Raw genomic sequence first — 24,953 nt, forward strand, 5'->3', positions numbered from 1 at the left:
GAAGAACACTGCGGAACAGGCACAGCCTGCCGCAACCTTACCGTCCACGGAGACCGCATGGGATTTCTCGCCGGCAAGCGCCTGCTGATCACGGGCCTGCTTTCGAATCGCTCCATCGCCTATGGCATTGCCAAGGCCTGCCACCGCGAAGGCGCCGAACTCGCGTTCAGCTACGTTGGCGAGCGCTTCAAGGATCGCATCACCGAGTTTGCAGCCGAATTCGGCTCCAGCCTCATATTCGATTGCGACGTGGGCGACGACGCCGCAATCGAGCGCCTGTTCACCGACCTGAAAACCGCCTGGCCCGAAGGCTTTGACGGATTCGTGCATTCGATCGGCTTCGCCCCGCGCGAAGCCATTGCCGGCGATTTCCTCGACGGGCTGACCCGCGAGAACTTCCGCATCGCGCACGACATCTCGGCCTACAGTTTCCCGGCGCTGGCCAAGGCCGCCCTGCCCTCGCTGCGCCCGCAAGCCGCGCTTTTGACCCTGAGCTACCTGGGCGCCATGCGCGTGGTGCCCGCCTACAACACCATGGGCCTGGCCAAGGCCTCGCTGGAAGCCAGCGTGCGTTACCTGGCCGCCAGCCTGGGTCCCAAGGGCATCCGCGTCAACGGCATTTCGGCTGGCCCGATCAAGACGCTGGCCGCTTCCGGCATCAAGGGTTTTGGCAAGCTGCTGGAAATCTTCTCGAAGAACGCCCCGCTGCGCCGCAACGTGACGATCGAGGACGTCGGCAACGTCGCTGCCTTCCTGCTGTCGGACCTGTCAGCCGGCGTGACCAGCGAGATCACCTACGTCGACGGCGGCTTCAGCCACGTGATGAGCGGCATGCCGCTGGACGAATAAGCCGGCGCCCTGCCGGTCCACACGCAAGCCCGGCCGAGGCCGGGCTTTTTCATGCCCGGCCGTCGCCTTCCGCCGATGGCGCATCCTGCTCGGCCCAGTCTTGGGGCGGCAAGGTACTGGGCGGCTGGGTGTCGATGACCTGATCGGCCAGCGCCACCCGGTTGCGGCCGGCCTGCTTGGCACGGTAGAGCGCCTGGTCCGCCCGGGCAATCGCCTGCGCCAGCGGTTCGCCCGGCTGGGCCTGGCAAAGGCCGAAGCTGATGCTGACAGGCAACAGCGTGGCCGCGCCAGGCAGCCGCAGCGAACGTGCCTGCACCAGCGCCCGCAGGCGTTCGGCCACCATGCGTGCGGCCGGCAGCTCGGTGCCCGGCAGCAGCACCAGGAATTCCTCACCGCCCCAGCGCCCGAGCAGGTCGCCTTGCCGCATGCCGCTCTGCAGCGCCTGGCTGATGGTGCGCAGCACCAGGTCACCCACCTCATGACCATGCTGGTCGTTGACGGCCTTGAAGTGGTCCACGTCGCCCAGCAGCACACTGAGCGCGCTCAGCGGCGAGCTGGCATCGTTGAGCCGCGCCAATTGATCGTGGGCCAGTTCGGCTAGGCTGCGGCGGTTCAGCAAGCCGGTCAGCGGGTCGAGACTGGCCATCTCGCGCAGGCCGGACTCGGCCCGCAGCACCAGGTTGTAGTAGATGGCCGACAGGCCGGCCAGCATCGTCAGCGTGGCCGCGGCATTGAACATGCGCAGCGCCTGCAGCCAGCCACCCGGCAGTACCTGCGGCGGCGGTCCGCGGTGCGACAGCAGGTCCAGCCCCAGGTAGAGCAGCACGCAGGCGGCGCAGCCCAGCCACTTGGTGCGCCGCGGCATCAGCGTGCTGACCATCAGCGTGGGCAGCATCAGCAGCAGGTAGTAGTGAAAGCCGCTGTCCCAGCCCAGCCAGTAGCAGGCCACGCAGGCATGCAGCACCACCTCGATGCCGGCCATCGCCTCGCACAGCCTGCGCCAGCGCGGCTGGCGCATCAGCAGCGTCATCAGCAGGTACAACAGACTGCTGATGACGTTGAAGACCGCCAGGCCGGTGACGCCCGCCGCCAGGAACAGGACCACGAAGGCCGCGTGCACAACGGCTGCCATCAGCATGCCCGAGACGATCAGGCGCCCACCCTGTAACAGCGAGGTGACCAGTGCACGCATCACCCGGCCCAGCCCATGCGACCGGTCAGGCCAGCCCGCCCGCACAAAGCGTCAGATCGCTTCCTGGCGCACGCAATCCACGTAATAGCGGCGTTCACCCTTGTCATTGTCTTCCGCGACCAGGCCGTGCACATCGGTGTCAAAGCCAGGGAACTTGGCATTGAAGGCCTGCGTGAAACGCAGGTAGTCGACGATGCGGCGATTGAAGACCTCGCCCGGGATCAGCAGCGGAATGCCGGGCGGGTACGGGGTCAGCAGCGCGGTGGTCACGCGGCCTTCGAGCTGGTTGATCTCGACCCGCTCGGTCGCGCGGCGAGCGATGTAGGCGAAGGCCTCGCTGGGCTTCATTGCCGGCTCCAGGTCCGACAGGTAGACCTCGGTCGTCAGGCGCGCGATGTCGCCTTCGGCATAAGCCTCGTGCACGGACTGGCACAGATCCTTCAGTCCCATCTTCTCGTAGCGCGGATGCGCGGCGCAGAACTCCGGGAGGATCCGCCACAGCGGCTGGTTGCGGTCGTAGTCGTCCTTGAACTGCTGCAGCGCGGTCAGCAGCGTGTTCCAGCGGCCCTTGGTGATGCCGATGGTGAACAGGATGAAGAACGAATACAGGCCGGTCTTCTCGACCACCACACCGTGTTCGGCCAGGAACTTGGTGACGATGGACGCCGGGATGCCGGTCTTGGCGAACTTGCCGGACATGTCCAGCCCCGGCGTGATGATGGTGGACTTGATCGGGTCCAGCATGTTGAAGCCGGCCGCCAGGTTGCCAAAGCCATGCCACTCCTCGTTGGCCTTGAGCACCCAGTCGTCGGGCTTGCCAATGTCGTGTGGCGCGAGCTCGTCGGGGCCCCAGACGGTGAACCACCAGTCGGCCGCGTATTCCTTGTCGACCTTGCGCATCGCGCGGCGGAAGTCCAGCGCCTCGCGGATGCTTTCTTCGACCAGCGCGGTGCCGCCGGGCGGCTCCATCATCGCCGCGGCCACGTCGCACGAAGCGATGATGGCGTACTGCGGCGAGGTCGAGGTGTGCATCAGGTAGGCCTCGTTGAACAGGTGCTTGTCCAGTTGCACCGTCTGCGAGTCCTGCACCAGCACCTGCGAAGCCTGGCTGATGCCGGCCAGCAGCTTGTGCGTGGACTGCGTGGCATAGACCATGGCCTCCTTCGGGCGCGGGCGGTTCTTGCCCATCGCGTGGTAGCTGCCGTAGAACTTGTGGAATGCGGCGTGCGGCAGCCAGGCCTCGTCGAAGTGGATGGTGTCGACCCAGCCGTCCAGGTGCGACTTGATCGACTCGGTGTTGTAGAGCACGCCGTCGTAGGTGCTTTGCGTCACGGTCAGGATCTTGGGCCGCACGCTGGCCGGGTCCACGCCCTTGAGCAGCGGATGGCGGGCGATCTTCTCCTGGATCGAGGCCTTGGTGAACTCGCTCTCGGGGATCGGGCCGATGATGCCGTAGTGATTGCGCGTGGGCGTCAGGAACACCGGCACAGCGCCGGTCATGATGATGCTGTGCAGGATGGACTTGTGGCAGTTGCGGTCCACCAGCACCACGTCGTCCGGCGCCACGGTGTGGTGCCAGACCATCTTGTTGCTGGTGCTGGTGCCGTTGGTGACGAAGAAGCAGTGATCGGCATTGAAGATGCGCGCTGCATTCTTCTCACTGGCCGCGACCGGGCCGGTGTGGTCCAGCAACTGGCCCAGCTCTTCCACTGCGTTGCAGACGTCGGCCCGCAGCATGTTCTCGCCAAAGAACTGGTGGAACATGCGGCCAATCGGGCTCTTCAGGAAGGCCACGCCGCCGGAATGCCCGGGGCAGTGCCAGGAGTAGGAACCGTCCTGCGCATAGTCCATCAGCGCGCGGAAGAACGGCGGCGCCAGGCTGTCGACGTAGCTCTTGGCCTCGCGGATGATGTGGCGGGCCACGAACTCCGGCGTGTCCTCGAACATGTGGATGAAGCCGTGCAGCTCGCGCAGGATGTCGTTCGGAATGTGCTCCGAAGTGCGCGTTTCGCCGTACAGGTAGATCGGGATCTCGGCGTTGCGAAAACGGATCTCGCTGATGAAATTGCGCAGGTTCAACACTGCCGGCACCGGCTCGTCGCCGGTCTGGAACTCTTCATCGTCGATCGACAGGATGAAGGCGCTGGCGCGGCTCTGCTGCTGGGCAAACTGCGAGAGGTCGCCGTAGCTGGTCACGCCGATGACCTCGAAGCCCTCTTTCTGGATCGCGTCGGCCAGCGCGCGAATGCCCAGGCCGGAGGTGTTTTCCGAGCGGAAATCCTCGTCGATGATCACGATGGGAAAGTGAAAGCGCTGCATGGCGGCGGCCCCGGGCGGAACAGGAAAAAAACGAAGGGCGAAGTGTAGGGCTGAACGATGACAGCACACGCGAGTTCACTGTCGCGTCGCGCGCAGACGACTGCTGTCGTCCTGCTCGCCACCGCCCTGCCACCGAAGCAAGCGACGAACCCGCAGCGCCGTGCGGCACCAAAATCCCACACCGTGCTTTTGAAAACGCCCACAAATCCGCTATGATCGTGGGCTGCCCTGCGGAGGGGTGGATGAGCGGTTTAAGTCGCACGCCTGGAAAGCGTGTGTGGGTTAATCCCCACCGCGGGTTCGAATCCCGCCCCCTCCGCCACGCGAACTTGCTTTGAGCCGTCCAAACGGTTCCCGGTCGCCCCTTTGAGGCGCCTGGAAAAGACAATGTTCTACAGATGAACGGCCCTGACGATGTCCAGGGCCGTTTCTTTTTGTGCGCCAGCGCCGCCAGGCCCATCACTGCCATGGCGCCCGGAGCATGACGGCGCCGGACATCAGCAGCAGTTCGAACAGGCCATGGTCTTTTGATCTCAGCCCATCAGCAGCCGCGCGCCGATCGCCAGCAGCAGCGCGGGAGGCATCACCAGCGCCCCCACCTTCAGGAATTGCAGGAAGCCGACATCTTCGCCTTCGCGGCGCAACGCGGAGAGCCAGAGGATGGTCGCGAGCGAGCCGGTGATGGACAGATTGGGGCCCAGGTCGACGCCGATCAGCAATGCGTCAACAACGATCTGCGGCGGGTGGGCGTGGGCAATCGTCGTGCTGGCAATGAGGCCGGCTGGCAGGTTGTTGACCAGGTTCGAGCCCACGGCCAGCAGCACCCCTGCGCCCGCAGCAGCGCCACGTTCCCCGGCCTGGACGCTGTCTTGCAGCGCCGCGGCCAGCATGGGGGTCACACCGGCCTTGTTCAGCGCCTCCACCAGCACGAACAGGCCCGCCACCAGCGGCAGCACGGACCAGGAGATGTCCCTGACCACAGCCCAGGGCGTTGATCGCCCGCGAAGCAATACCGCGGCGGTGGTGAGCACCCCCAGCAGGCAGGTGGGCAGCCCCAGCGGCTTGTCCAGCAGGGAGACGGCCGTGAGCGCCACCGCCGTCGCTGACAGCCCCAGCAGCGCCGTCCAGCCGCCCGGTGAGAGGGCATCTGGCGGGGGCGCCACATCGCAGCGCTGTTCCAGATGCCGGCGCTGGCTGAACCGCAGTGCCACGTAGGTGGCCGAAATCGACAGCAGGGACGGCAAGGCGAAGCTGGCAAGCCATTGCCCGAGCGGAGGCACGTGATCGCCATACATCACCAGGTTGGCCGGGTTGGAGATGGGCAGGACGAAGCTGGCTGCGTTGGCGATGAACGCGCAGATGAACAGATACGGCAGCGGCTCCGCCCTGGCCTTGCGCGCCGCGGCGAAGACGGCCGGGGTCAACACCACCGCGGTGGCATCGTTGGACAGAAACGTCGTCACGACGATCCCGACTCCGTAGACCAGCAGAAACAGCCGGCGTGGCGAACCCGCCGCATGGTGCACGGCATGACCAGCGACCCAGTCGAACAGGCCCTCGCGCCTGGCCGTTTCAGACAACAGCATCATCCCGGTCAGGAAGAGGTAGACATCGTTCCCGTTGGCAATCGCACGCAGCGCATCGGGCACCGGCAGCAGGCCGAACACCACGATCAGCACAGCACCGGCAGCGGCCCAGACGGCTTCCGGCAGCTTGAAGGGTCGGATCAGCACGCCCAGGGTGGCCAGTGCTGCAATGGTCGAGATGGCAAGGTTGGCGTTGTTCATCGGGCCGGAGGTTTGCGCGAGTCGCTGCGCTTAGGCAGCCATGGGGCATGGCTTCAAACGTTCGCCGACGGTTCACCGCACGGCGAAATGAAAAAGCCGCCCGGAGGCGGCCTTGGACTCGGCGGAAGCCGAGATCAGTGGATGACGGCGATCTGTTCGCGCGCTTCACCCTTGTAGGTGTACAGCGTCAGGGCGCCGTTCTTGATGTCGCCCTTCTCGTCGAAGGCGATGGTGCCGGTCACGCCCTTGTAGCCGCTGGTCTTGGCCAGCACCGGCAGGTACTTGGCCGGTTCCGCCGAGCCGGCCTTGACCATCGCGTCGACCATCACCATCGTCGCGTCATAGACGTACGGGGCGTAGATCTGCACGTCCGCGCCGTACTTCTTCTTGAAGTCGACCTTGAACTTCTCCATGCCGACCTTCTGCGAGCCTTCGACGCCGCCGGCTTCCGCGCACACGACCTGGCCGTCAGCCATCGCGCCTGCGGCCAGCTTGGGGAGCTCGCCCGAGCAGATGCCGTCGCCGCCCATGAACTTGGCGGTGATGCCGAGTTGCTTCATCTGGCGGATCATCGGGCCGGCCACGGCGTCCATGCCGCCGTAGAACACGACGTCAGGCTTGGTGGCCTTGATGCTGGTCAGGATGGCGGTGAAGTCGGTTGCCTTGTCGTTGGTGAATTCGCGCTTGGCAATCTTGCCGCCTGCCCCCTTGACACCCTTCTCGAACTCGTCGGCCACGCCCTGGCCGTAGGCCGTGCGGTCGTCGATCACGGCAATCGTCTTGCCCTTGAGTTCCTTGACGGCGTACTTGCCCAGCGTGCCACCCAGGTGCACGTCGTCAGCCACGACGCGGAAGGCGGTCTTGAAGCCTTGGCGGGTGTACTTGGGGTTGGTGGCAGACGGGGAGATCTGCGGAATGCCGGCGTCGGAGTAGACCTTGGACGCGGGGATGGTGGTGCCCGAGTTCAGGTGGCCGATCACGCCGTTGACCTTGGAGTCGACCAGCTTCTGCGCGGCAGCGGTGCCTTGCTTGGGGTCGCCCGCGTCGTCTTCGGCCAGCAGTTCGAACTTGGCCGTCTTGCCGCCGATCTTCACGCCCTTGGCGTTCAACTCGTCGATGGCCATGCGCGCGCCGTTTTCATTGTCCTTGCCCAGGTGGGCAATGCCGCCGCTGGTGGGGCCGACGTGACCGATCTTGACCACCAGGTCTTCGGCGTAGACCGAGCCGGCGAGCAAGGCAGCCGCAGCTGCAACGATCACATTCAGTTTGACTTGCATAGGTTCCAACCTCCGGTATAGAGATATGTCGAGATACGTGAGTTGAGTGCTCCCAACTGGCGAGACACGATACTCCAAAAAGGCCTGGTTTCCGCCCGGCGCAGGCTCCGGGTTGCCCCGGGTCAACCTGGGCGCGCAGCCCTTTGGTCGGCGTTCACTCGCAAGCTGCATGCCAATGCAGCGCAATGTGCAAGGCCAGGGTCACTGAGGGTGATGACTCAGCGTGCAGCCGCTGGTTTCGTAGTGCTTCCAGCGGCGACGGCCGGCCAGGCGTTCGTCGTCTTCGCTGCCCACCAGCTCGGCCACCTTGTCGAAGCCTTGCAGCCACGCCGGTTCGTCGGCGCCGAGGTTGATCGCGCTGTCGCAGCGCAGGCCGGGCACCGGGCGGTCCAGCAGCCAGATCGGCGTGAGCTCCAGCGGCACGTCGGCCGGCGCATCACCGCGCACGCGCAGGTGCGGCAGGAAGGACAAGGCCTCGTCGGCCCACAGCGCCTGGTCCAGCCGGTTGAGCAGCGCGGGTGGGCCGAACACGGCCACCCGCGCGCCTTCGCGGTGCTTCTTGCGCAGCAGGCGCAGCGCCAGGGCCAGCTTGTCGCTGACCCCGGTGAGGAAGGCGACCTGGGTCAAGCCTTGGCAGCCCGCGCCAGCACGAAGTGCGTCAGCAGGCCGACCGGGCGGCCGGTGGCGCCCTTGGCAGCGCCGCTGCGGTGCGACACGCCGGCGATGTCCAGGTGGGCCCACGGGTACTTCGCGGTGTAGCGCTGCAGGAACTTGGCCGCGGTGATGGCACCGCCGGCACGCGAGCCGACGTTGGCCATGTCGGCGAAGTTGCTCTTCAGGCCCTCGTCGTATTCCTCGTCCAGCGGCAGGCGCCAGCACGGGTCCTGCGCGGTGACCGAAGCGGCCAGCAGGTCGGCGGCGAGCGCCTCGTCGGACGCGAACAGGCCGGCGTTGTGGTGGCCCAGCGCGACGACGCAGGCGCCGGTCAGCGTGGCGATGTCGACCACGGCCGCGGGCTTGAAGCGCTCGGCGTAGGTCAGCGCGTCACACAGGATCAGCCGGCCTTCGGCGTCGGTGTTGAGGATCTCGATGGTCTGGCCGGACATGCTGGTGACCACGTCACCCGGCTTGGTGGCCAGGCCGCTGGGCATGTTCTCGCAGGTGGGGATCAGGGCCACGACGTTGATCTTGGGCTTGAGCTCGGCGACGGCGCGCATGGTGCCCAGCACGCTGGCGGCACCGCACATGTCGAACTTCATCTCGTCCATGTCGGCGGCCGGCTTCAGCGAGATGCCGCCGGTGTCGAAGGTGATGCCCTTGCCGACCAGCACGATGGGCGCGTCCTTCTTGGCCGCACCGCTGTATTCCATGACGATGAAGCGCAGCGGCTCCTGCGAGCCCCGCGAAACCGACAGGAACGAGCCCATGCCCAGCTTCTCGACAGCCTTCTGGTCCAGCACCTGGACCTTCAGGCCGTGCTCGCGGCCCAGGCGCTTGGCTTCTTCGCCCAGGTAGGTGGGCGTGCAGATGTTGGCCGGCAGGTTGGCACAGGCCCTGGCCAGGCCGATGCCGGCGGCAATGCCTTCGCCGCGCACCAGGCCGGCCTTCAGTGCAGGCAGCTGGGCCTTGTCGGCCAGCAGCGTGACCTTGGCCGGCGCGGACACCGTTTCGGCGCTGGGCTTGGTCGCGGTGTAGCTGTAGGCGGCCTGCTCCAGCGCCAGCACCAGGGCTTCGGCGTGGGTGTCGGCCACGGTTTCGCCGGCCAGGCTCACGGCCAGGTGCTTGACCGCACGGCCCTTGAGCGCAGCCAGGCCAGCGGCCACGGCGGCGCGGAAAGCCTTGGCGGACGCGTCGCGCGCGCCGGCCAGCACCACGCGCTGCGCCTTCACGCCCGGCACGCCGTGCAGATACAGCGTGCGGCCGGCCTTGCGCTCGAAATCGCCTTGCTTCACGGCGCTTGCCAGCAAGCCATCCAGCGCCTTGTCGCCGCTGCCGCCCTTGCCGTCAACCGGCAGGACCACGATCAGTGCGTCCGCGGCCACGGCACCCGCGCCGCCTTCGGCGATGGCCAGAGCTTGAAAGTTCATAATCGGTTCCGAGAAAAAGGTGAGCTTTTGATGTTATTCGATTCGTCCGTGCGCAAGGAGCTGTCGCGCAGCTTCGGGGCCACGCTGGTGGTCATCCTGACCATCGTCGTCACGATGATGCTGATCCGCACCCTCGGCCTGGCGGCCAACGGGGCGGTTTCGCCGCAGGATGTCGTGATGGTGCTGGGCTACAACGCCATCGGCCAGTTGCCGCTGATCCTGGCGCTGGCGCTGTTCGTCTCGGTGGTGCTGAGCCTGGGGCGCATGTACCGCGAAAGCGAGATGGCGATCTGGTTCTCGGCCGGCATCGGGCTGGCGCGTTTCATTCGCCCGGTCATGCGCATGGGCTTGCCCGGCATGCTGGGCATTGGCGTGCTGGTGCTGGGCGTGTGGCCCTGGGGCAACCGGCAGATGCTGGAACTGAAGGTGCGCTATGAGCAGCGCTCGGATCTGTCGCGCGTGGCCCCGGGAGCTTTCCAGTCATCGTCCGACGGCAGCCGTGTCTTTTTCATCGAGCGCAACGGCGACACCACCAGCATCGCCCGCAATGTCTTCCTGCTGAACAACAAGGACGACATCGAATCGGTCACCACCGCGCACAGCGGCCATGTGGAGCGCACCGGCGATGAACGCGAGCTGGTGCTGGATGTGGGCCACCGCAACGAGCAGAACAGCAAGACCGGTGAACACACCCGCATGAACTTCGACCATTTCCGCACCCAGATCGACAACGGCCGCATGCCGGCGCCGCAAACCCTGCCGCCCAAGGCTGTGGACACGCTGGACCTGCTGCAGGACTTCAACCTGGCCAACCAGGGCGAGCTGGTCTGGCGCCTGGGCCTGCTGCTGGGCTCGGCCAACCTGCTGCTGCTGGGCATTGGCACCGCGACCACCAATCCACGCCGGCCGAACAACTGGAACCTCTTGTTCGCCCTGCTGGCCTTCATGGTCTATTTCAACCTGGTGAACCTGAGCCAGGCCTGGGTCTCGGCCGGCCGCATCCCCTCGGTGCAGGCGCTGATCGTGCTGCACGGGCTGGCGCTGTTCCTGGCGCTGGCACTGATCTGGTGGCGTGACCACGCAACCGTGGTGCACCTGCGCAAGCTGCGCAACGGCAATGCCGGCGGTACCGCGGCCGCAGGGAGCGCCGCATGAAGACGGTCCGCAAGCTGCTGTACCAGGACGTCTTGTGGTCGGTGTTCTTCGTCGCGCTGGCCTTCATGTCGCTGTTCTATTTCATCGACTTCCTCGACGAGCTCGCCCGCGTTGGCCGCAATGGCTACACCATGCCGCGCGCCGCGCTGGCGGCGCTGCTGTCCATGCCGGGCCGCTTCTATGAGTTGTGCCCCATCGCCGTCCTGATCGGCACCATTTACGCGATGGCGCGGCTCGCGCAGTCGTCTGAGTTCACCATCCTGCGCACCGGTGGGCTGGGCCCTGGCCGCGCGCTGACGCTGCTGCTGGTGCTGGGCCTGCTGATGGGCGCGGTGACCTTTGTGGCCGGCGAATACGTCGCGCCCTGGGGCGAACAGCATGCGTCGGACCTACGGGCCAAGCCGCGCGGCGGCGCGCCGGTCGGCAAGGCCGGTGCCTGGCTGAAGGAGCACCGCAACACGCCCGAGGGCGAGCGCAGCTACTCGATCAATGTCGAGTCCAGCGCGCCTGGTGGACGCATGCGCGAGGTGCGCATCTTCGAGCACGACGACGAAGGCCGGCAGATCAGCCGCATCGAGGCCGGCAGCGCCACGGTGCAGACGGTTCGCTCGGGCCGCAGCAGCGGCTCTGTCTGGCACCTGCAGGACGTGCAGATCACGCGCTGGCCCACGGCCTCGGGCATGCCGGTGGTGACCGAACAGAAGGACGCGCTGGACTGGCCGACGACGCTGAGCATCGGCCTGGTGACCGCGGCGATCTCGCCGATCGGCAGCATGTCCACGCTGGACCTGTGGCGCTACAGCCGCCACCTGAGCGACCAGGAGCAGACCTCGCAGCGCTACGAGCTGCAGTTCTGGAAACGCGCCTTCTACCCATTTGCCTGCATCGTGATGGTGGCGCTGGCGCTGCCGTTTGCCTACCTGCACGCGCGGGCCGGCGGCATCAGCCTGAAGGTCTTTGGCGGCATCATGCTGGGCATCAGCTTCGTGCTGCTGAACAACGTCGTCGGCCACCTGGGCCTGCTGCACGACTGGACGCCCTGGCTCGCTGCCGCCGTGCCCAGCCTGATCTACCTCGGCTTGTCCTTGGCCGCCTTCTGGTGGCTGGTGCGCTACCGATGAAAGCGACTGCCATGCATGGCCTGATCCTGATGGCCCACGGTGCGCGCGACGCGAACTGGTCGGCCCCGCTGGAAGCCAGCGCCGCGCGCTGCCGCGAACTGCTGCCCGGCTGGCAGGTGGCCATGGCCTACCTCGAATTCATGGCACCCGACCTGCCGGGCTGTGGCCGCACCCTGGTGGAACAGGGCTGCACCGAAGTGGAGGTGCTGCCGCTCTTTCTGGGTGCTGGCGGCCATGTGCGCAAGGACCTGCCGCTGCAGATTGAGGCGCTGCGCCAGGCCCATCCCGCGGTGCAATGGCGGCTGCATGCCGCCGTTGGCGAATCGCCGCTGGTGGTCGAGGCCATGGCCCAGGCCGCGCTCGCGATGGCACTTGACCCGACCCGCCTGCTTCCGGACGACACGACTGCATGAACCTGCACCAGTTCCGATTCGTCCAGGAGGCGGTGCGCCGCAACCTGAACCTGACCGAGACCGCGAAGGCGCTCTACACCTCGCAGCCCGGCATTTCCAAGGCCATCCTGGAGCTGGAGGAAGAGCTGGGCGTGGACATCTTCGTGCGCCACGGCAAACGCCTCAAGCGCGTGACCGATCCCGGCCAGCAGGTGCTGAAGTCGGTGGAGATCATCCTGCGCGAGGTGGCCAACCTGAAGCGCATTGGCGAGGAGTTCTCCAAGCAGGACGCCGGCCGGCTGTCCATCGCGGCCACGCACACGCAGGCGCGCTACGTGCTGCCCGAGCCCATCATGCTGCTGCGCAAGCGCTTCCCCAAGGTCGTCATCAGCCTGCACCAGGGCTCGCCGGAGCAGGTCGCCCGCATGCTGCTGGACGACTCGGCCGACATTGGCCTGGCAACCGAAACACTGACAGACATCGACGAGCTGGTCACCCTGCCCGCCTACGAATGGCAGCACGTGATCGTGATGCCGCAGGACCATCCGCTGGCCCAGGTCGAACGGCTGACGCTGGAGCAGCTGGCCGAGGTGCCGCTGATCTCCTACCAGCCGGCCTTCACCGGCCGCAAGCGCATCGACCACGCCTTTGCCCAGCGCCGGCTGACGCCCAACATCGCGCTGGAAGCCATCGACTCCGACGTCATCAAGACCTATGTGCGCGCCGGCCTGGGCGTGGGCATCGTGGCCGAGATGGCAATGGCCGGCGAGCCGGCCGGCGGCGAGTTGGTCAGCCGCCCCGCCGGCTACCTGTTCGGCCAGAACACCACCCGTGTCGCCTTCCGCCGTGGCGCCTACCTGCGCGGCTTCGTGCTGAGCTTTGCCGAGCTGCTGTCCGACCGGCTGAGCCGCCCGCTGATCGAGCGGGCCATGAACAGCACCGGCGATTCCTACGAGCTCTGAGCCCTTCCCTCTCACTGCCCATGACCATCACCCGCGACTTCGCCGCTCCGCCCGTCACCACACGCCTGCCCAAGGTCGGCACGACGATCTTCACGGTCATGTCCGCGCTCGCCCAGCAGCATGGCGCGGTCAACCTCGGCCAGGGCTTTCCTGACTTCCAGGGCGACCCGGCGCTGGTGGACGCGGTGGCCGCGGCGATGCGCGCTGGCCACAACCAGTACCCGCCAATGCCCGGCCTGATGTCGCTGCGCGAGGCGGTGGCCGGCAAGATCGAATCGCTGCACGGCGCGTCCTACGACCCGGACCGCGAGATCACCATCACCGCCGGTGCCACCCAGGCCATCCTGACGGCGGTGCTGGCGCTGGTGCACCCGGGCGACGAAGTCATCGTGCTGGAGCCCTGCTACGACAGCTACGAGCCTGCGCTGACCCTTGCCGGCGCGACCACCGTGCGCGTGCCGCTGGACCCGAAGACGCTGCACGTGGACATGGCGCGCGTGGCCGCCGCGCTGACGCCGCGCACCCGGGCCATCATGATCAACACGCCGCACAACCCCAGCGGCACCGTGTGGAACGCCAGCGAGCGGAGCCAGCTGCGTGACCTGCTGCGCGGCACGAATGTGCTGGTCATTTCGGACGAGGTCTACGAGCACATGGTGTTCGACGGCCAGCCGCACATCAGCGTCTGTGGTGACCCGGAACTGGCCGCGCGTTCGCTGCTGATCTCCAGCTTCGGCAAGACCTTCCACGTCACCGGCTGGAAGGTCGGCTACGTGGCCGCGCCGGCCGAGCTGATGGCCGAATTCCGCAAGGTGCACCAGTTCAACGTGTTCACCGTCAACACGCCGATGCAGCAAGGCCTGGCGCAGTACCTGGCCAACCCCGCGCCTTACCTGGACTTGCCGGACTTTTACCAGGCCAAGCGCGACCTGTTCCGCGCCGGCCTGGCGCCGACCAAGTTCAGGCTGCTGCCCTGCGAAGGCACGTATTTCCAGTGCGTGGACTATTCGCGCATCAGCGAGATGGAGGACGATGCCTTCTGCCGCTGGCTGACCGAGGAGATCGGCGTGGCGGCCATCCCGCTGTCGGCCTTCCACGAGCGGCCGACCGACCAGCGCATCATCCGCTTCTGCTTTGCCAAGCAGGAGGCCACACTGCAGGCCGCGCTCACGCGCCTGCAGGGGCTCTAAAACCTCGGCTTGCGAGGGGCAGGCGCGGCAGGCGCCTCGGGCCCATCCAGCGACATCGGCTCGCTGTCCGGCGGCACCGGGTTGAACTCGAAGTGGGTCAGCAGGCTGTCGGGCGCGTCGTCCAGCACCAGGTCGGGCTCTTCGGCCCGGTCACCGTCGCTGCTGCCCGCCGGCCCGCCCACCAGGCCCGCCGGGCCACCAAAGTCGCCCAGCGGCAGCAGCAGGTCCACTTCGTCGGTCTTGCCGCCGCCTTGCTGCAGCAGGTCGCGGGCAATCGCGTACATCAGCAGCAAGTCCTTGTAGGCCGGCAGGTCGAACAAGTCCTGGGTCTCGTCCTTGCGGAACAGCATGCCTTCGAGCACCGCCATCGCGTCCAGCGGTGACGGCCAGGCGGTCTCCAGTTCCTGCACCGCATAGGGGTAGTCTTCCAACACCCGGCCGTACAGCGGGCCCATGTCCCAGTCGGGCGCATAGGCGTTGAAGCGGCGATTGAAGCGGGCACGGATGCGCTCGTAGGCGCTGCGGTCGCCCTGGCGGCGATAGATCTCCAGCAGCTTGGTGTACGGCACCGGGCTTTGCCCGCCGGTGCTGCGCAGGTAGGACATCAGCAGGTCGATGGCGGCATCTTCCTGGCCCAGCGCGATGAAGAAGTCGGCCTGCTGCTCCAGGTCCAGCAGCTCTTCCACCGACACCTCGCGCGGCGCTTCCTCGGCCTGCACCAGCGGTCCAAACGGCGCCGTGCGCCCAGGCTGGAAGGTGGCAGCCACTGCCGCCGCCGTGGCCGTGGCGACCGCAGGTGTGGGCACCGACCAGGGGCTGGGGGCGGTCGGCGGGTTGACGCCCTCGCTCCCGGGCAAGCCGGGCTCGGAGGCCGCATCGGCGTGGCCATCCAGCGCCAGCGCGTGGCCCTGGGCCGGCTCGGCCGTGGGTTCGTCCAGCAATGCAGAAGCTTCGGCTGGCATGGCGGCCGGCGGCACGGGAGCGAGCAAAGGCCCGTCGGCTCGCGAGGGCGACCACCATTCCGGCCCCAGGGCCAAGGCCCGCAAGCGGCGCCACAGCAGCAGCGCACCGCCTGCGCTGAGCAGCAGCAGCCCGGCCAGCCACGGCAACCAGGCGGCCCGCTTCTCCGCACCCTGCAGGCGCTCGCGCAAGGCCTGGTTGTCGGTTGCCATGGCCTTGCTGTTGCCCTGCAGCGCGGCAATGGCGGCTTGCAACTGGGTCAGCTGGGCCGTGCTGTCGCCCGGCGCGCCGCTGGCTGCGGCCCCAGGCATGGCCAATGCCGCAGCGCCCGCAGCCTCGCCCATGAACACGGGTTCTTCGATGTCCATCTTCAGCATCGGGCCGCCGCTGGCCACTTCCAGCTGCAGCCGGGCGCCCCCTTGGTCCATGCCGGGCACCCGCTGGACAGCGGCCGCGCGGCCCTTGCCAGCGCCATCGTTTTGCCGCTCACGCGCCGCAGCCGCACGCTCGCGCCGCGGGCCCTTGGGCGTTTGGACCTTGGCGCCTGGCTCGGCCGCAGCGCCGCGGCTGGTGGACTGGGAACCCGAAGCCGCTGCTGCGGGCGACACGCCTGTGGCGGACACGGCGGAAGGCAGCCGCACAGGCGCCGCGCCGGCAGCGTTTGCGAGGCCCAGCGGCGGATCTGCCAGCGCAGTGAACTGGCGCGTGAAGCGGCTCTTGCAACCGGCCGTGACACGCACCAGCAGCACCGGTTCTTCGACCGGCGAGGTGGTGGTGATGCGGGCCAGCCATTGCTGGCGGCCGGACTGGCCGACAACGGCAGGCTGGGCCTGCACCTGGACCCGCACTTCAGCGTCCGGCAGGCGCCGGTCGCCCGACAAGACTTCGGCACTGATGCAGTCGGCGACGATCGCCTCTTCGTCTTCCAGCGTCAGCGGGAGCAGCAGTTGCAATGGCTGGCCCATCACCGCCTGAAAGGCCGGGGGGCCAAAGCTGGCGCCGTGGGCAGACAGGCTGGCCGACAGCGTGCAAAGGCACAGGAGCGCGGGGACTCTTTTTCTTGTCATGCCTGCTGCGTATCGAGTTGTTTTTGACTCTATCACGCAGGGTTGCCCTCATCTTCTCGGGGCTCGCCCGCACTGTGCTGCACACACCACTGCAACATCACAGATGCCAGAATCTGCGGAACTAGTTGGCATTTACAGCGGCTGGTGTTCGATGGCCGGCCCTTAACAAAATCAGAAATGAGCCGGTCCGGCCTTCCATAGATTCAAAACCTTGCGGGAGATTCCATGCCGTCCGAACTGCTGACACAGTGTGAAGGCCAGACCCTGGTGCTGACGCTGAGCGACCCCGCCACGCGCAACACCTTGTCGCCGCAGGTCTACTCGGCGGGGGTCGAGGCACTCAACGTGGCGGCGGATGACCCGACGCTGCGGGCCGTCATCGTGCGCGGCGATGGCGAGCACTTCTGCGCCGGCGGCGACCTGAACCGGATTGCCGGCGCACGCGAACGGCCGCCGCAGTTGCAGGCCGAATCCATCGACCAGTTCTGCGGCCTGGTCGAGGCGCTGGGACATTTCCCCAAGCCGGTGATCGCCGCGGTAGAGGGCTTTGCGGCCGGTGGCGGCATGGCGCTGGCGCTGGCCTGCGACCTGATCGTCGCGGCCGACGATGCGCGTTTCGTGATGTCCTATGCCAAGCTGGGCCTGTCGCCCGACGGCGGTGCCAGCTGGCACCTGGCGCGGGCACTGCCACGGGCGCTGGCGCTGGAACTGATGTGGCTGGCCGAGCCCATCGGTGCGCAGCGGCTGCATGCGCTGGGACTGGTCAACCGCCTGACCGAAAAAGGCCAGGCGCTGGCCACCGCGCTGGCGCTGGCCCGCCAACTGGCCGACATGGCGCCCAACGCAGTGGCCAGCAGCAAGGAACTGGTGCAACAGGCGCCGGCACGGCGCTTGCGCGAGCAGATGGAAGCCGAGAAGCGCGAGTTCGTTGCCAACCTGTTCCACGACAACGGCGGCGAAGGCATTGCCGCTTTCCAGGCCAAGCGCAAACCTGAATTCCGCTGAGCGTCTACTCGCGCTCGCCACCAACCGCCACCATGCCCACCGCCCTGCCCGATCCCCTGCCCGCTTTCACCCCACCCGCCCGCCGGCGCCTTTACCTGATGCGCCACAGCTCGGTGGACTACTTCCTGCCCGACGGCTCGCCGCTGGACCCGCATAGCGTGCCACTGAGTGCGACCGGCCGAGCCCAGGCGGACGCCGCGGGCCGCTTGTTTGGCGAGGCCGGCGTGCGCTTCGACCGGGTACTGGTCAGCGGCCTGCCGCGCACGCGCGAAACCGCGCAGCGCGTGCTGGCCGCTGCCGGCCAGTCCATCACGCCGGTGGTCGACACGCGGCTGCAGGAAATCCGCCCCGGGCGGCTGGAAAACATTCCACGCGACGAACTGCACGCGGCCTTCACCGAGCTGTTCAACAACGACCCGCAGATCGAGCAGCACCGCTTCCTCGGCGGCGAGACCGTGGGCGAACTGCTGGACCGCATCCTGCCGGCCTTCGATGAACTGCTGGCAGACAGCGGCTGGCAGACCGTGCTGCTGGTGCTGCACGGCGCCGTGAACCGCGGGCTGCTGTCACGCGCCCTGTGTGGCCAGCGCACCTTCTTCGGCCGGCTGGAGCAGGCGCCGGGCTGCATCAACGTGCTGGACATCGGCACCCAGGACATCGTCGTGCGCACCATCAACCTCGCGCCCACCCAATGGCTGCAGGAACGCGAGCGGCTGACGACGATGGAAAAGCTGCTGCTGCAGTACACCGGCAAGCCGGTCTGAAACTCAAGTGCCGTAACCCGGCATTTGACGATCCAGTCGGCGCAACAGTCCGGGCCAGATCAGCTGGCTGCCCATGCCGCGCGTGACCTGCGCGGCCTGCTGGCGCGCGGTCGCGATGATCTCCGGCGCCACGTGCACCAGGCTCCCGCCGCCGGCTTGCGCACGCACCTGGATCGCGCAGGTGGTCTCGAACAGGTACATCGCCTGGAAGGCATCGGCAATCGTCTTGCCCACCGTCAACAGGCCATGGTTGCGCAACATCAGGAAGCTGTTTTCGCCCAGGTCGCGCACCAGCCGCGGCTTCTCGTCGTCGCGCAGCGCCACGCCTTCGTAATCGTGATAACCCAGGCTGCCGAGCACGAAGATGGACTGCTGCGACAGCGGCAGCAAGCCCTCGGCCTGGGCCGAGACTGCAATACCATTCAGGGTATGCGTGTGCAGCACGCAGCCGACCTCATGGCGAACCGCATGCACGGCGCTGTGGATGGTGAAGCCGGCCGGGTTGACCGGGTATGGCGAGTCGCTCAGCTTGTTGCCTTCGTGGTCCACCTTCACGAGGCTGCTGGCGGTGATCTCCTCGAACAGCATGCCGTAGGGGTTGATCAGGAAGGCGCCATCTTCCCCGGGCACGCGGGCGCTGATGTGGGTGAAGACCAGGTCATCCCAGTGGAACAGCGCAACCAGCCGGTAGGCGGCGGCCAGGTCCACGCGGGTTTGCCATTCCGCTTCGCTGCAGCTTGGCCTCAGGGTTTCCAGACGAGCATTCATTGTTTGTCTCCGTGGTGACGCGGTGCCCAGGGGAAACCGCAACATGGACAATACCGACAACGATCATGTCGCCGTTGTCACGTCAGGGACAAATGATGAATACCCCCATTCTTACAATCGAAGAGCGCCACAACATTGATTCAGCTTCATGGTTTTCCTCGCTTTCGCACACCCTGCGCTCTGCCATCATGGCGCGAGCCTTTGTGCGGCGATTGCAGGACGGCACACCGCTCGCCGCGCGCGGCGGGCCGGCCGAAGATTGGGTCGGGGTGGCCAAGGGTGCAGTGCGGGTCAGCACGGTGTCGCTGTCTGGCAAGCAGGTTTCGCTGACCTACGTCGAACCAGGCACCTGGTTTGGCGACATCGCGTTGTTCGATGGCCTGCCGCGCACCCACGACGCGACGGTCCATGGCGCGACCACGCTGGTCGGTGTCACCAAGGCGGATTTCAAGGAGCTGCTGTCGCAGCACACGGAGTTGTACGAGGCGCTGCTGCGCCTGAACTGCCGCCGCCTGCGGCTGATGTTCAACCTGTTCGAGGACCTCAACACCCGGCCGCTCTCCGCACGCCTGGCCAAGCAGTTGCTGCTGCTGGCCAACAGCTACGGCATCGCGCAGGGCGAGGAGATCCGCATCGGGCTGCAGCTGGCGCAGGAAGACCTGGCGCAACTGCTGGGCGCCTCGCGCCAGCGGGTCAACCAGGAACTGAAGGAACTGGAACGCGAGGGCGTGCTGCGGGTGGAACCCACGCGCCTGGTCGTGCTGCACAGGGACAAGCTGCTGGCCGCAGCGCAACGCTGAGCATCCGCCGGGTTCGCCCTGCGGCGCAGGGATGAACAACGCATGGACCTCCAACACAACATCGGCACCAAGCCCGTCGCGGCCAGCCACCAGTTCGACATCGGCGCACTCGAAGCGCACCTGGCGCAGCACCTGCCGGGCTTTGCCGGACCGCTGACGGTCGAGCAGTTCAAGGGCGGCCAGTCCAACCCGACCTACAAGCTGATCACGCCGCAGCGCGCGTATGTGATGCGCTCCAAGCCGGGCCCGGCCGTCAAGCTGCTGCCGCAGGCGCATGCCATCGAACGCGAGTTCCGCGTGATGAAGGCGCTGCACGGCAGCGCGGTGCCGGTCGCCGAGATGCACCTGTTGTGCGAGGACGAAGCGGTGATCGGCCGTGCGTTCTACGTGATGGCGTGCGTGGACGGCCGCGTGATGTGGGACCAGGCCCTGCCCGACCTTTCTCCCGAGCAGCGTGGCGCGGTCTATGACGAGATGAACCGCGTGATCGCCGCGCTGCACAGCGTGGACGTGGGCGCCGTCGGCCTGGCGGATTACGGCAAGCCGGGCAACTATTTCGAGCGCCAGATCGGCCGCTGGAGCAAGCAGTACCAGGCCTCGGTCACGCAGGACATTCCGGCGATGAACCGCTTGCTGGAATGGCTGCCGGCCAACATCCCGGACAGTGCGCGCGACGCGGCGGAAGTGTCCATCGTGCACGGCGACTTCCGGCTCGACAACCTGATCTTCGACGCCGCCGAGCCGCGCGTGAAGGCGGTGCTGGACTGGGAGCTGTCCACCATCGGCCACCCGCTGGCCGATTTCAGCTACCACTGCATGGCCTGGCACATCCCCCCCGGCACCTTCCGCGGCATTGCCGGGCTGGACCATGCCGCTTTGGGCATCCCGTCCGAGCGCGAGTACGTGCGCCGCTACTGCGAGCGCACCGGCCGCGCGGACCCAGAAGCCGTCGTGCGGGACTGGAACTTCTACCTGGCCTACAACCTGTTCCGCCTGGCGGCCATCGTGCAAGGCATTGCCAAGCGGGTCGAGATGGGCACCGCTGCCAGCGAGCAGGCACGGGCCAACGGCGCGGCTGCGCCCCAACTTGCCGCGCTGGCCTGGGGCTTCGCCGCCAAGGCCTGATCCGGCCTCGGCCGCAATCGCCTTCCCTTTCAGTTTTCTCGCATCGCAAAAGCGCCATCGGCGCCATCAAAGGAGACCGCATGGACTTCGCCTATTCCCCGCGCACCCAGGAGCTGAGGGACGCCGTCTCGACGTTCATGGACCAGCACGTCTACCCCAACGAAGCCCGCTACGGGACCGAGCTGGAGGCCAACACGCAGGCAGGCAAGCGCTGGACGCCGTTGCCCGTCATCGAGGAACTCAAACCCAAGGCCCGCGCCGCCGGGCTGTGGAACCTGTTCCTGCCCGAGAGCGAGCTGGGCGCCGGCCTGCTGAACCAGGAATACGCGCCGCTGGCGGAGATCATGGGCCGCGTGCCCTGGGCCAGCGAAGTCTTCAACTGCTCGGCGCCGGACACCGGCAACATGGAAGTGCTGGTGCGCTACGGCAGCGCCGAGCACAAGGAACGCTGGCTCAAGCCGCTGCTGGCCGGCGAGATCCGCTCCGGCTTCGCGATGACCGAGCCGGCGGTGGCCTCGTCGGACGCGACCAACATCGAAGCCCGCATCGAGCGCCAGGGGGACGACTACGTCATCAATGGCCGCAAGTGGTGGACCAGCGGTGCGGGCGATCCGCGCTGCAAGGTGCTGATCTTCATGGGCAAGACCGACCCCGACGCGCCGCGCCATTCGCAGCAGTCCATGGTGCTGGTGCCGATGGACGCGCCAGGGGTCAAGGTCATGCGCGCGCTGAGCGTGATGGGCTATGACGACGCGCCGCACGGCCACATGGAGATCGACTTCCAGAACGTGCGCGTGCCAGCCAGCAGCATCCTGCTGGGCGAAGGCCGCGGCTTCGAGATCGCCCAGGGCCGCCTCGGCCCGGGCCGCATCCATCACTGCATGCGGCTGATCGGCCTGGCAGAGCGTTCGCTGGAACTGATGTGCAAGCGCGCCAGCAGCCGCGTCGCCTTTGGCAAGACGATCGCCCAGCAAGGCGTCACGCAGGAGCGCATTGCCGAGGCCCGCTGCATGATCGAGCAGGCCAGGCTGCTGACGCTGAAAGCTGCGTGGATGATGGACGTGGCCGGCAACAAGACCGCCAAGGCCGAGATCGCGATGATCAAGGTCGTCGCGCCCAGCATGGCCTGCCAGGTCATCGACTGGGCCATGCAGGTGTACGGCGCCGCCGGCATGTCGCAGGACTTCCCGCTGGCCAGCTACTACGCAGGCGCCCGCACGCTGCGCTTTGCCGACGGCCCCGACGAAGTGCACCGCAACGCGATTGCCAAGGTCGAACTGGGCAAGTACCGCGTGTGATGGGGCCACCGGCGGCAGCGTGCCGCCTTGGGCTCAATCCTCCGCTGGCGGATCGCTGGCGGGACCTTGCCGGCTCGCCAGGTCCTGCTGGCTGAGGTCGAGCTGGCTGGCGTTGATCTGGCTGGCACCCATCTGGCTGGAGATGGGCTGCGACGCAAACCCGCGCGCGCCCAGCAGCGCCGCCTGGAACGCCTGCCGCGCCGACGCGATGGCCGCCACGTCCGGCGTCGCCAGGGACTGCCGCCAGACCAGCCGGCCTCGGTGCACCAGCAAGGCCCAGCCCAGCGGCGCCGGTTTCTCGCGCGAGCCCGGCTTGCGAGCCGTTGCGGCCAACCGCTGCAGTTCGGCCTGCGCCCAGCCGTGCAGTGCGTCCCCCGTCGGCCCGGCCAGCCACTCGGCCATCCAGGCCGACTGATTGGCCACGCCGGCAAAGTCGCCGCGCAGCGGCCCGAGCTGCGTCGCATCCAGCCGCTCGCCCATCGCCAGCCAGCGCATTTCCTCCGGCATCTCGCCATCGAAACGGGTCTGCACCGTGCCGGTGGACTGTTCGAACAGCGCGCGTTCCAACGCCTCAAGCAGGGCCTGCGGCATCAAGGCACCGTAGACATGCGGCGCAATGCCGGTCTCGCTGCGCAGGCGCAGCTCCATGCCGCTGAGGTAAGGCCGCTGCGATGGTCCCCATTCGATGCGCAGCGGCAAGCCTTCGCGGGCCGGCTCGATGACGAAGCCGTCTCGCTCGTGCGTGAGCTTGAGCACCAGGCCCTCGCTGGCGCACCATTGTTTGACGGCGCTCTCGGCACCGGAGGCGCCGCCGAGAAGCCATTGCCGAAGCGTCCTGCTCATGCTTTGGATTAGAGTGCGTTCAGGCTGACACCGCCCGAGGAGACGCGCTCATGATTGAAGTGTATTCGTGGCCCACCCCCAACGGGCACAAGGTCCACATCATGCTGGAGGAGTGCGGCCTGAAGTACCGAGCAATCCCGGTCGACATCGGCGCCGGCGACCAGTTCCAGCCCAAGTTCCTGGCCCTCAGCCCGAACAACAAGATCCCCGCACTGGTCGATCCCGATGGCCCGGACGGCAAGCCGATCTCGCTGTTCGAATCCGGTGCCATCCTGCTCTACCTCGCCGGCAAGACCGGCCGCTTCCTGCCAGCCAGCACGCATGGCAAGTACGAGGTGCTGGAGTGGCTGATGTTCCAGATGGGCGGCGTGGGCCCGATGCTGGGCCAGGCCCATCACTTCCGCGTCTACGCGCCCGAGAAGATCGCCTACGCGGTGGACCGCTACACCAACGAGGCCAAGCGGCTCTACGGCGTGATGGACAAGCGGCTGGCCAACTCGCGCTACCTGGGCGGCAATGAATACAGCATTGCCGACATCGCCGTCTTCCCCTGGCTGCGTTCGTGGAAGAACCAGGGCATTGACTGGAACGACTACCCGCACCTCAAGGGTTGGTTCGACGAAGTGGCCAAACGGCCCGCAGTGATGCGTGGTGTCGAGGTGCTGGCGGACCGCCGCAAACCGGTCACCGACGACAAGGCACGCGAGATGCTCTTCGGTGCCACACAGTACAAGCGCAAGTAAGCGCGGCTGACAGGACCTGTGATCTTGCGAACGCAGACCACGCAACACGCGAGGCTGGCGGCGCGACATGAATGTCGATGCGGCGCTCGGCCGGTGCGGCGGCCCATGTCGCTACTTGCCTGCGCCGGATGGCGCCCGCAAGGTACCCGCCTTCCGATAGTGGTTGGCGAGGTAAACGGTGCCAGGGTCCTTGGCAGGAAACTCGAGGCGGTCACGAACCTGGGCCACGAGGGCATGCGCGGCATCGGCCGACCGGGAGCCAACAGCATCGAACCGGCTGTTGATCTCATCGGCAACGTCGATGTGACTCAAAACGACGACACTCAGGTCCCGCGGAATGTGAAGCCTGTGGCGGTCGATGGTCTCGCTCAACGCCAACACGCTGGGACCGAGACCCAGCGCCAACAACGCGGTAGGACGCGAGGCCTTGTCTTCCCAAACCCGGGCGAATGCATCCTCGACCAACTCAGGCGCACCCTCCTGGGGTTTCGGGATGCGGCCCAACTCGATCAACGGCATCTCTCGGTCCTGCCTTCTCAGAGCACGACGAAGGCTGACGAAGTGGTGGCGAAGACCTTCGAGAGGCTGGACCGCACCGGGCCAGGCGAGAAGCGCGATCCGTCTGTGGCCGGCGTCGACAACCTGCTCGATCGCCATGTCCAGTGCCCCGCGCCAATCTGACGCAACAGCATCGAGATCAACCCCGGTCACGCGCGCGCCATCCACGACGACGGCGCCGCAGCGCTCCCTGAGAAACGACAGCAGCCCGAGCGGGATCGCGTCGAAGTAGGACTGGAGCACGCAGGCATCGAACCGGGTACTCAGACGCAGCACCTCCAGCGCTTCTTCAAGCCGCTCATAGACCAGTTGCACGCAGCGCGCTCCTGCCGCTCCCAGTTGCTCCTGGACCCGTCGCGCCACCTGGTGGCTTCGTTCGCTTTGGACACGGGCGGAAAGCACCAAGACCCGCGCACCAGCGAGAGGCGAACCGCGCCCCTGGCCCGGCTTGTGAACGAAGGTGCCGCGCCCGACCTGAAGCTGCAACAGGCCTTGGCGCGCCATTCTGCCCAGAATTTCCTGGACGGCCGCCTGACCCACCTTGTACTCGCGCATCAGCTGGCGCACCGGTGGCAGGCGATCCCCATGGGCCGCCAGGTCGACACGGGTGCGCAAAGCAACTTCAAGATCTTGCACGTTCATGGGCAGGTATATGTTGCGGGTACAAAGTATCGTACCTAATCTATGGCCA

21 protein-coding genes, 1 tRNA gene and 1 pseudogene are annotated in these 24,953 nt (G+C 67.0%); 13 read left to right on the plus strand and 10 right to left on the minus strand.

What is annotated here, in order from left to right:
- Positions 1-57 precede the first annotated feature (57 nt).
- Positions 58-849 (plus strand): enoyl-ACP reductase FabI, encoded by a 792-nt coding sequence (gene fabI / locus LRH25_RS21430; RefSeq protein WP_141287612.1) that lies wholly within the window; start codon positions 58-60, stop codon positions 847-849.
- A 49-nt stretch (positions 850-898) separates the two neighbouring features.
- On the opposite strand, the gene LRH25_RS21435 is transcribed toward fabI, so the two are convergent.
- Together LRH25_RS21435 and LRH25_RS21440 are read right to left on the minus strand one after the other, a co-directional pair.
- Positions 899-2,041, minus strand: coding sequence for a GGDEF domain-containing protein (locus tag LRH25_RS21435; protein WP_141287611.1), 1,143 nt, complete (start codon positions 2,039-2,041; stop codon positions 899-901).
- Positions 2,042-2,092: 51 nt separating this feature from the next.
- Positions 2,093-4,360, minus strand: a complete 2,268-nt coding sequence (locus LRH25_RS21440) for an arginine/lysine/ornithine decarboxylase (protein WP_141287610.1) — start codon at positions 4,358-4,360, stop codon at positions 2,093-2,095.
- A gap of 232 nt (positions 4,361-4,592) precedes the next feature.
- On the opposite strand from LRH25_RS21440, the gene LRH25_RS21445 reads away from it, so the two are divergent.
- A tRNA-Ser gene (locus LRH25_RS21445) sits at positions 4,593-4,682 on the plus strand.
- Positions 4,683-4,893: 211 nt separating this feature from the next.
- On the opposite strand, the pseudogene LRH25_RS21450 reads toward LRH25_RS21445, so the two are convergent.
- The 4 genes and pseudogenes from LRH25_RS21450 to LRH25_RS21465 form a co-directional block, all read right to left on the minus strand.
- Positions 4,894-6,153: pseudogene (locus LRH25_RS21450) on the minus strand (arsenic transporter); the annotation flags it as partial.
- Positions 6,154-6,281: 128 nt separating this feature from the next.
- The gene (locus LRH25_RS21455; protein WP_231012177.1) at positions 6,282-7,424 is read right to left on the minus strand and encodes a branched-chain amino acid ABC transporter substrate-binding protein; all 1,143 of its coding nucleotides are present in this window, start codon (positions 7,422-7,424) and stop codon (positions 6,282-6,284) included.
- 201 nt (positions 7,425-7,625) lie between these two features.
- Positions 7,626-8,051: a DNA polymerase III subunit chi gene (locus LRH25_RS21460; RefSeq protein ID WP_231012178.1), complete on the minus strand. Its 426-nt coding sequence runs from the start codon at positions 8,049-8,051 to the stop codon at positions 7,626-7,628.
- Complete coding sequence (locus LRH25_RS21465; protein WP_231012179.1) at positions 8,048-9,511, minus strand: leucyl aminopeptidase; 1,464 nt, start codon at positions 9,509-9,511, stop codon at positions 8,048-8,050. Before LRH25_RS21465 ends, LRH25_RS21460 begins: the two co-directional genes overlap by 4 nt.
- Positions 9,512-9,541: 30 nt before the next feature.
- Here LRH25_RS21465 and lptF point away from each other — a divergent pair, with 30 nt between their 5' ends.
- From lptF to LRH25_RS21490, 5 genes are read left to right on the plus strand one after another with little or no spacing between them, the layout of a single operon-like run.
- Positions 9,542-10,666 (plus strand): LPS export ABC transporter permease LptF, encoded by a 1,125-nt coding sequence (lptF, locus tag LRH25_RS21470; protein WP_141289298.1) that lies wholly within the window; start codon positions 9,542-9,544, stop codon positions 10,664-10,666.
- Positions 10,663-11,787 (plus strand): LPS export ABC transporter permease LptG, encoded by a 1,125-nt coding sequence (gene lptG, locus LRH25_RS21475; RefSeq protein WP_141289299.1) that lies wholly within the window; start codon positions 10,663-10,665, stop codon positions 11,785-11,787. Before lptF ends, lptG begins: the two co-directional genes overlap by 4 nt.
- Positions 11,784-12,200 carry a sirohydrochlorin chelatase gene (locus LRH25_RS21480; RefSeq protein WP_231012180.1) on the plus strand — a complete coding sequence of 139 codons (417 nt, stop codon included), beginning with the start codon at positions 11,784-11,786 and terminating at the stop codon, positions 12,198-12,200. The genes lptG and LRH25_RS21480 overlap by 4 nt, the downstream gene beginning before the upstream one ends.
- Entirely contained in the window at positions 12,197-13,141 is a 945-nt protein-coding gene (locus LRH25_RS21485) for a CysB family HTH-type transcriptional regulator (RefSeq protein WP_141289300.1), read from the plus strand. Before LRH25_RS21480 ends, LRH25_RS21485 begins: the two co-directional genes overlap by 4 nt.
- A gap of 20 nt (positions 13,142-13,161) precedes the next feature.
- Positions 13,162-14,331, plus strand: a complete 1,170-nt coding sequence (locus LRH25_RS21490) for a pyridoxal phosphate-dependent aminotransferase (protein WP_141289301.1) — start codon at positions 13,162-13,164, stop codon at positions 14,329-14,331.
- Here LRH25_RS21490 and LRH25_RS21495 read toward each other — a convergent pair.
- Complete coding sequence (locus tag LRH25_RS21495) at positions 14,328-16,358, minus strand: type IV pilus assembly protein FimV (RefSeq protein ID WP_231012183.1); 2,031 nt, start codon at positions 16,356-16,358, stop codon at positions 14,328-14,330. The two genes, LRH25_RS21490 and LRH25_RS21495, sit on opposite strands and share 4 nt — an antisense overlap.
- A 225-nt stretch (positions 16,359-16,583) precedes the next feature.
- Here LRH25_RS21495 and LRH25_RS21500 point away from each other — a divergent pair, with 225 nt between their 5' ends.
- A complete protein-coding gene (locus LRH25_RS21500; protein WP_141288872.1) occupies positions 16,584-17,363 on the plus strand; it encodes an oxepin-CoA hydrolase, alternative type in 780 nt (259 codons plus the stop codon).
- Positions 17,364-17,419: 56 nt separating this feature from the next.
- Positions 17,420-18,127, plus strand: coding sequence for a histidine phosphatase family protein (locus tag LRH25_RS21505; protein ID WP_141288874.1), 708 nt, complete (start codon positions 17,420-17,422; stop codon positions 18,125-18,127).
- Positions 18,128-18,130: 3 nt separating this feature from the next.
- Here LRH25_RS21505 and LRH25_RS21510 read toward each other — a convergent pair whose 3' ends face one another.
- Positions 18,131-18,895, minus strand: a complete 765-nt coding sequence (locus LRH25_RS21510) for a class II aldolase/adducin family protein (RefSeq protein WP_141288870.1) — start codon at positions 18,893-18,895, stop codon at positions 18,131-18,133.
- A 95-nt stretch (positions 18,896-18,990) separates the two neighbouring features.
- On the opposite strand from LRH25_RS21510, the gene LRH25_RS21515 reads away from it, so the two are divergent.
- The 3 genes from LRH25_RS21515 (at position 18,991) to LRH25_RS21525 (ending at position 22,118) form a co-directional block, all read left to right on the plus strand.
- Complete coding sequence (locus tag LRH25_RS21515) at positions 18,991-19,695, plus strand: Crp/Fnr family transcriptional regulator (protein WP_141288868.1); 705 nt, start codon at positions 18,991-18,993, stop codon at positions 19,693-19,695.
- A 42-nt stretch (positions 19,696-19,737) separates the two neighbouring features.
- Positions 19,738-20,820 carry a phosphotransferase family protein gene (locus LRH25_RS21520; protein ID WP_141288866.1) on the plus strand — a complete coding sequence of 361 codons (1,083 nt, stop codon included), beginning with the start codon at positions 19,738-19,740 and terminating at the stop codon, positions 20,818-20,820.
- Between the two features lie 80 nt (positions 20,821-20,900).
- Positions 20,901-22,118 (plus strand): acyl-CoA dehydrogenase family protein, encoded by a 1,218-nt coding sequence (locus LRH25_RS21525; protein ID WP_141288864.1) that lies wholly within the window; start codon positions 20,901-20,903, stop codon positions 22,116-22,118.
- Positions 22,119-22,151: 33 nt separating this feature from the next.
- Here the strand turns inward: LRH25_RS21525 and LRH25_RS21530 are convergent, their stop codons facing one another.
- On the minus strand, positions 22,152-22,961 hold the full coding sequence (locus LRH25_RS21530) for a hypothetical protein (RefSeq protein WP_231012184.1): 810 nt from the start codon (positions 22,959-22,961) through the stop codon (positions 22,152-22,154).
- A 50-nt stretch (positions 22,962-23,011) separates the two neighbouring features.
- On the opposite strand from LRH25_RS21530, the gene LRH25_RS21535 reads away from it, so the two are divergent.
- Positions 23,012-23,704 (plus strand): glutathione binding-like protein, encoded by a 693-nt coding sequence (locus LRH25_RS21535; protein WP_141284751.1) that lies wholly within the window; start codon positions 23,012-23,014, stop codon positions 23,702-23,704.
- A gap of 111 nt (positions 23,705-23,815) precedes the next feature.
- On the opposite strand, the gene LRH25_RS21540 is transcribed toward LRH25_RS21535, so the two are convergent.
- Positions 23,816-24,904 carry a GntR family transcriptional regulator gene (locus LRH25_RS21540; protein WP_170200714.1) on the minus strand — a complete coding sequence of 363 codons (1,089 nt, stop codon included), beginning with the start codon at positions 24,902-24,904 and terminating at the stop codon, positions 23,816-23,818.
- Positions 24,905-24,953 lie beyond the last annotated feature (49 nt).

The sequence above is a fragment of the Ideonella azotifigens genome, from assembly GCF_021043325.1.
GTDB lineage: Bacteria > Pseudomonadota > Gammaproteobacteria > Burkholderiales > Burkholderiaceae_C > Ideonella > Ideonella azotifigens.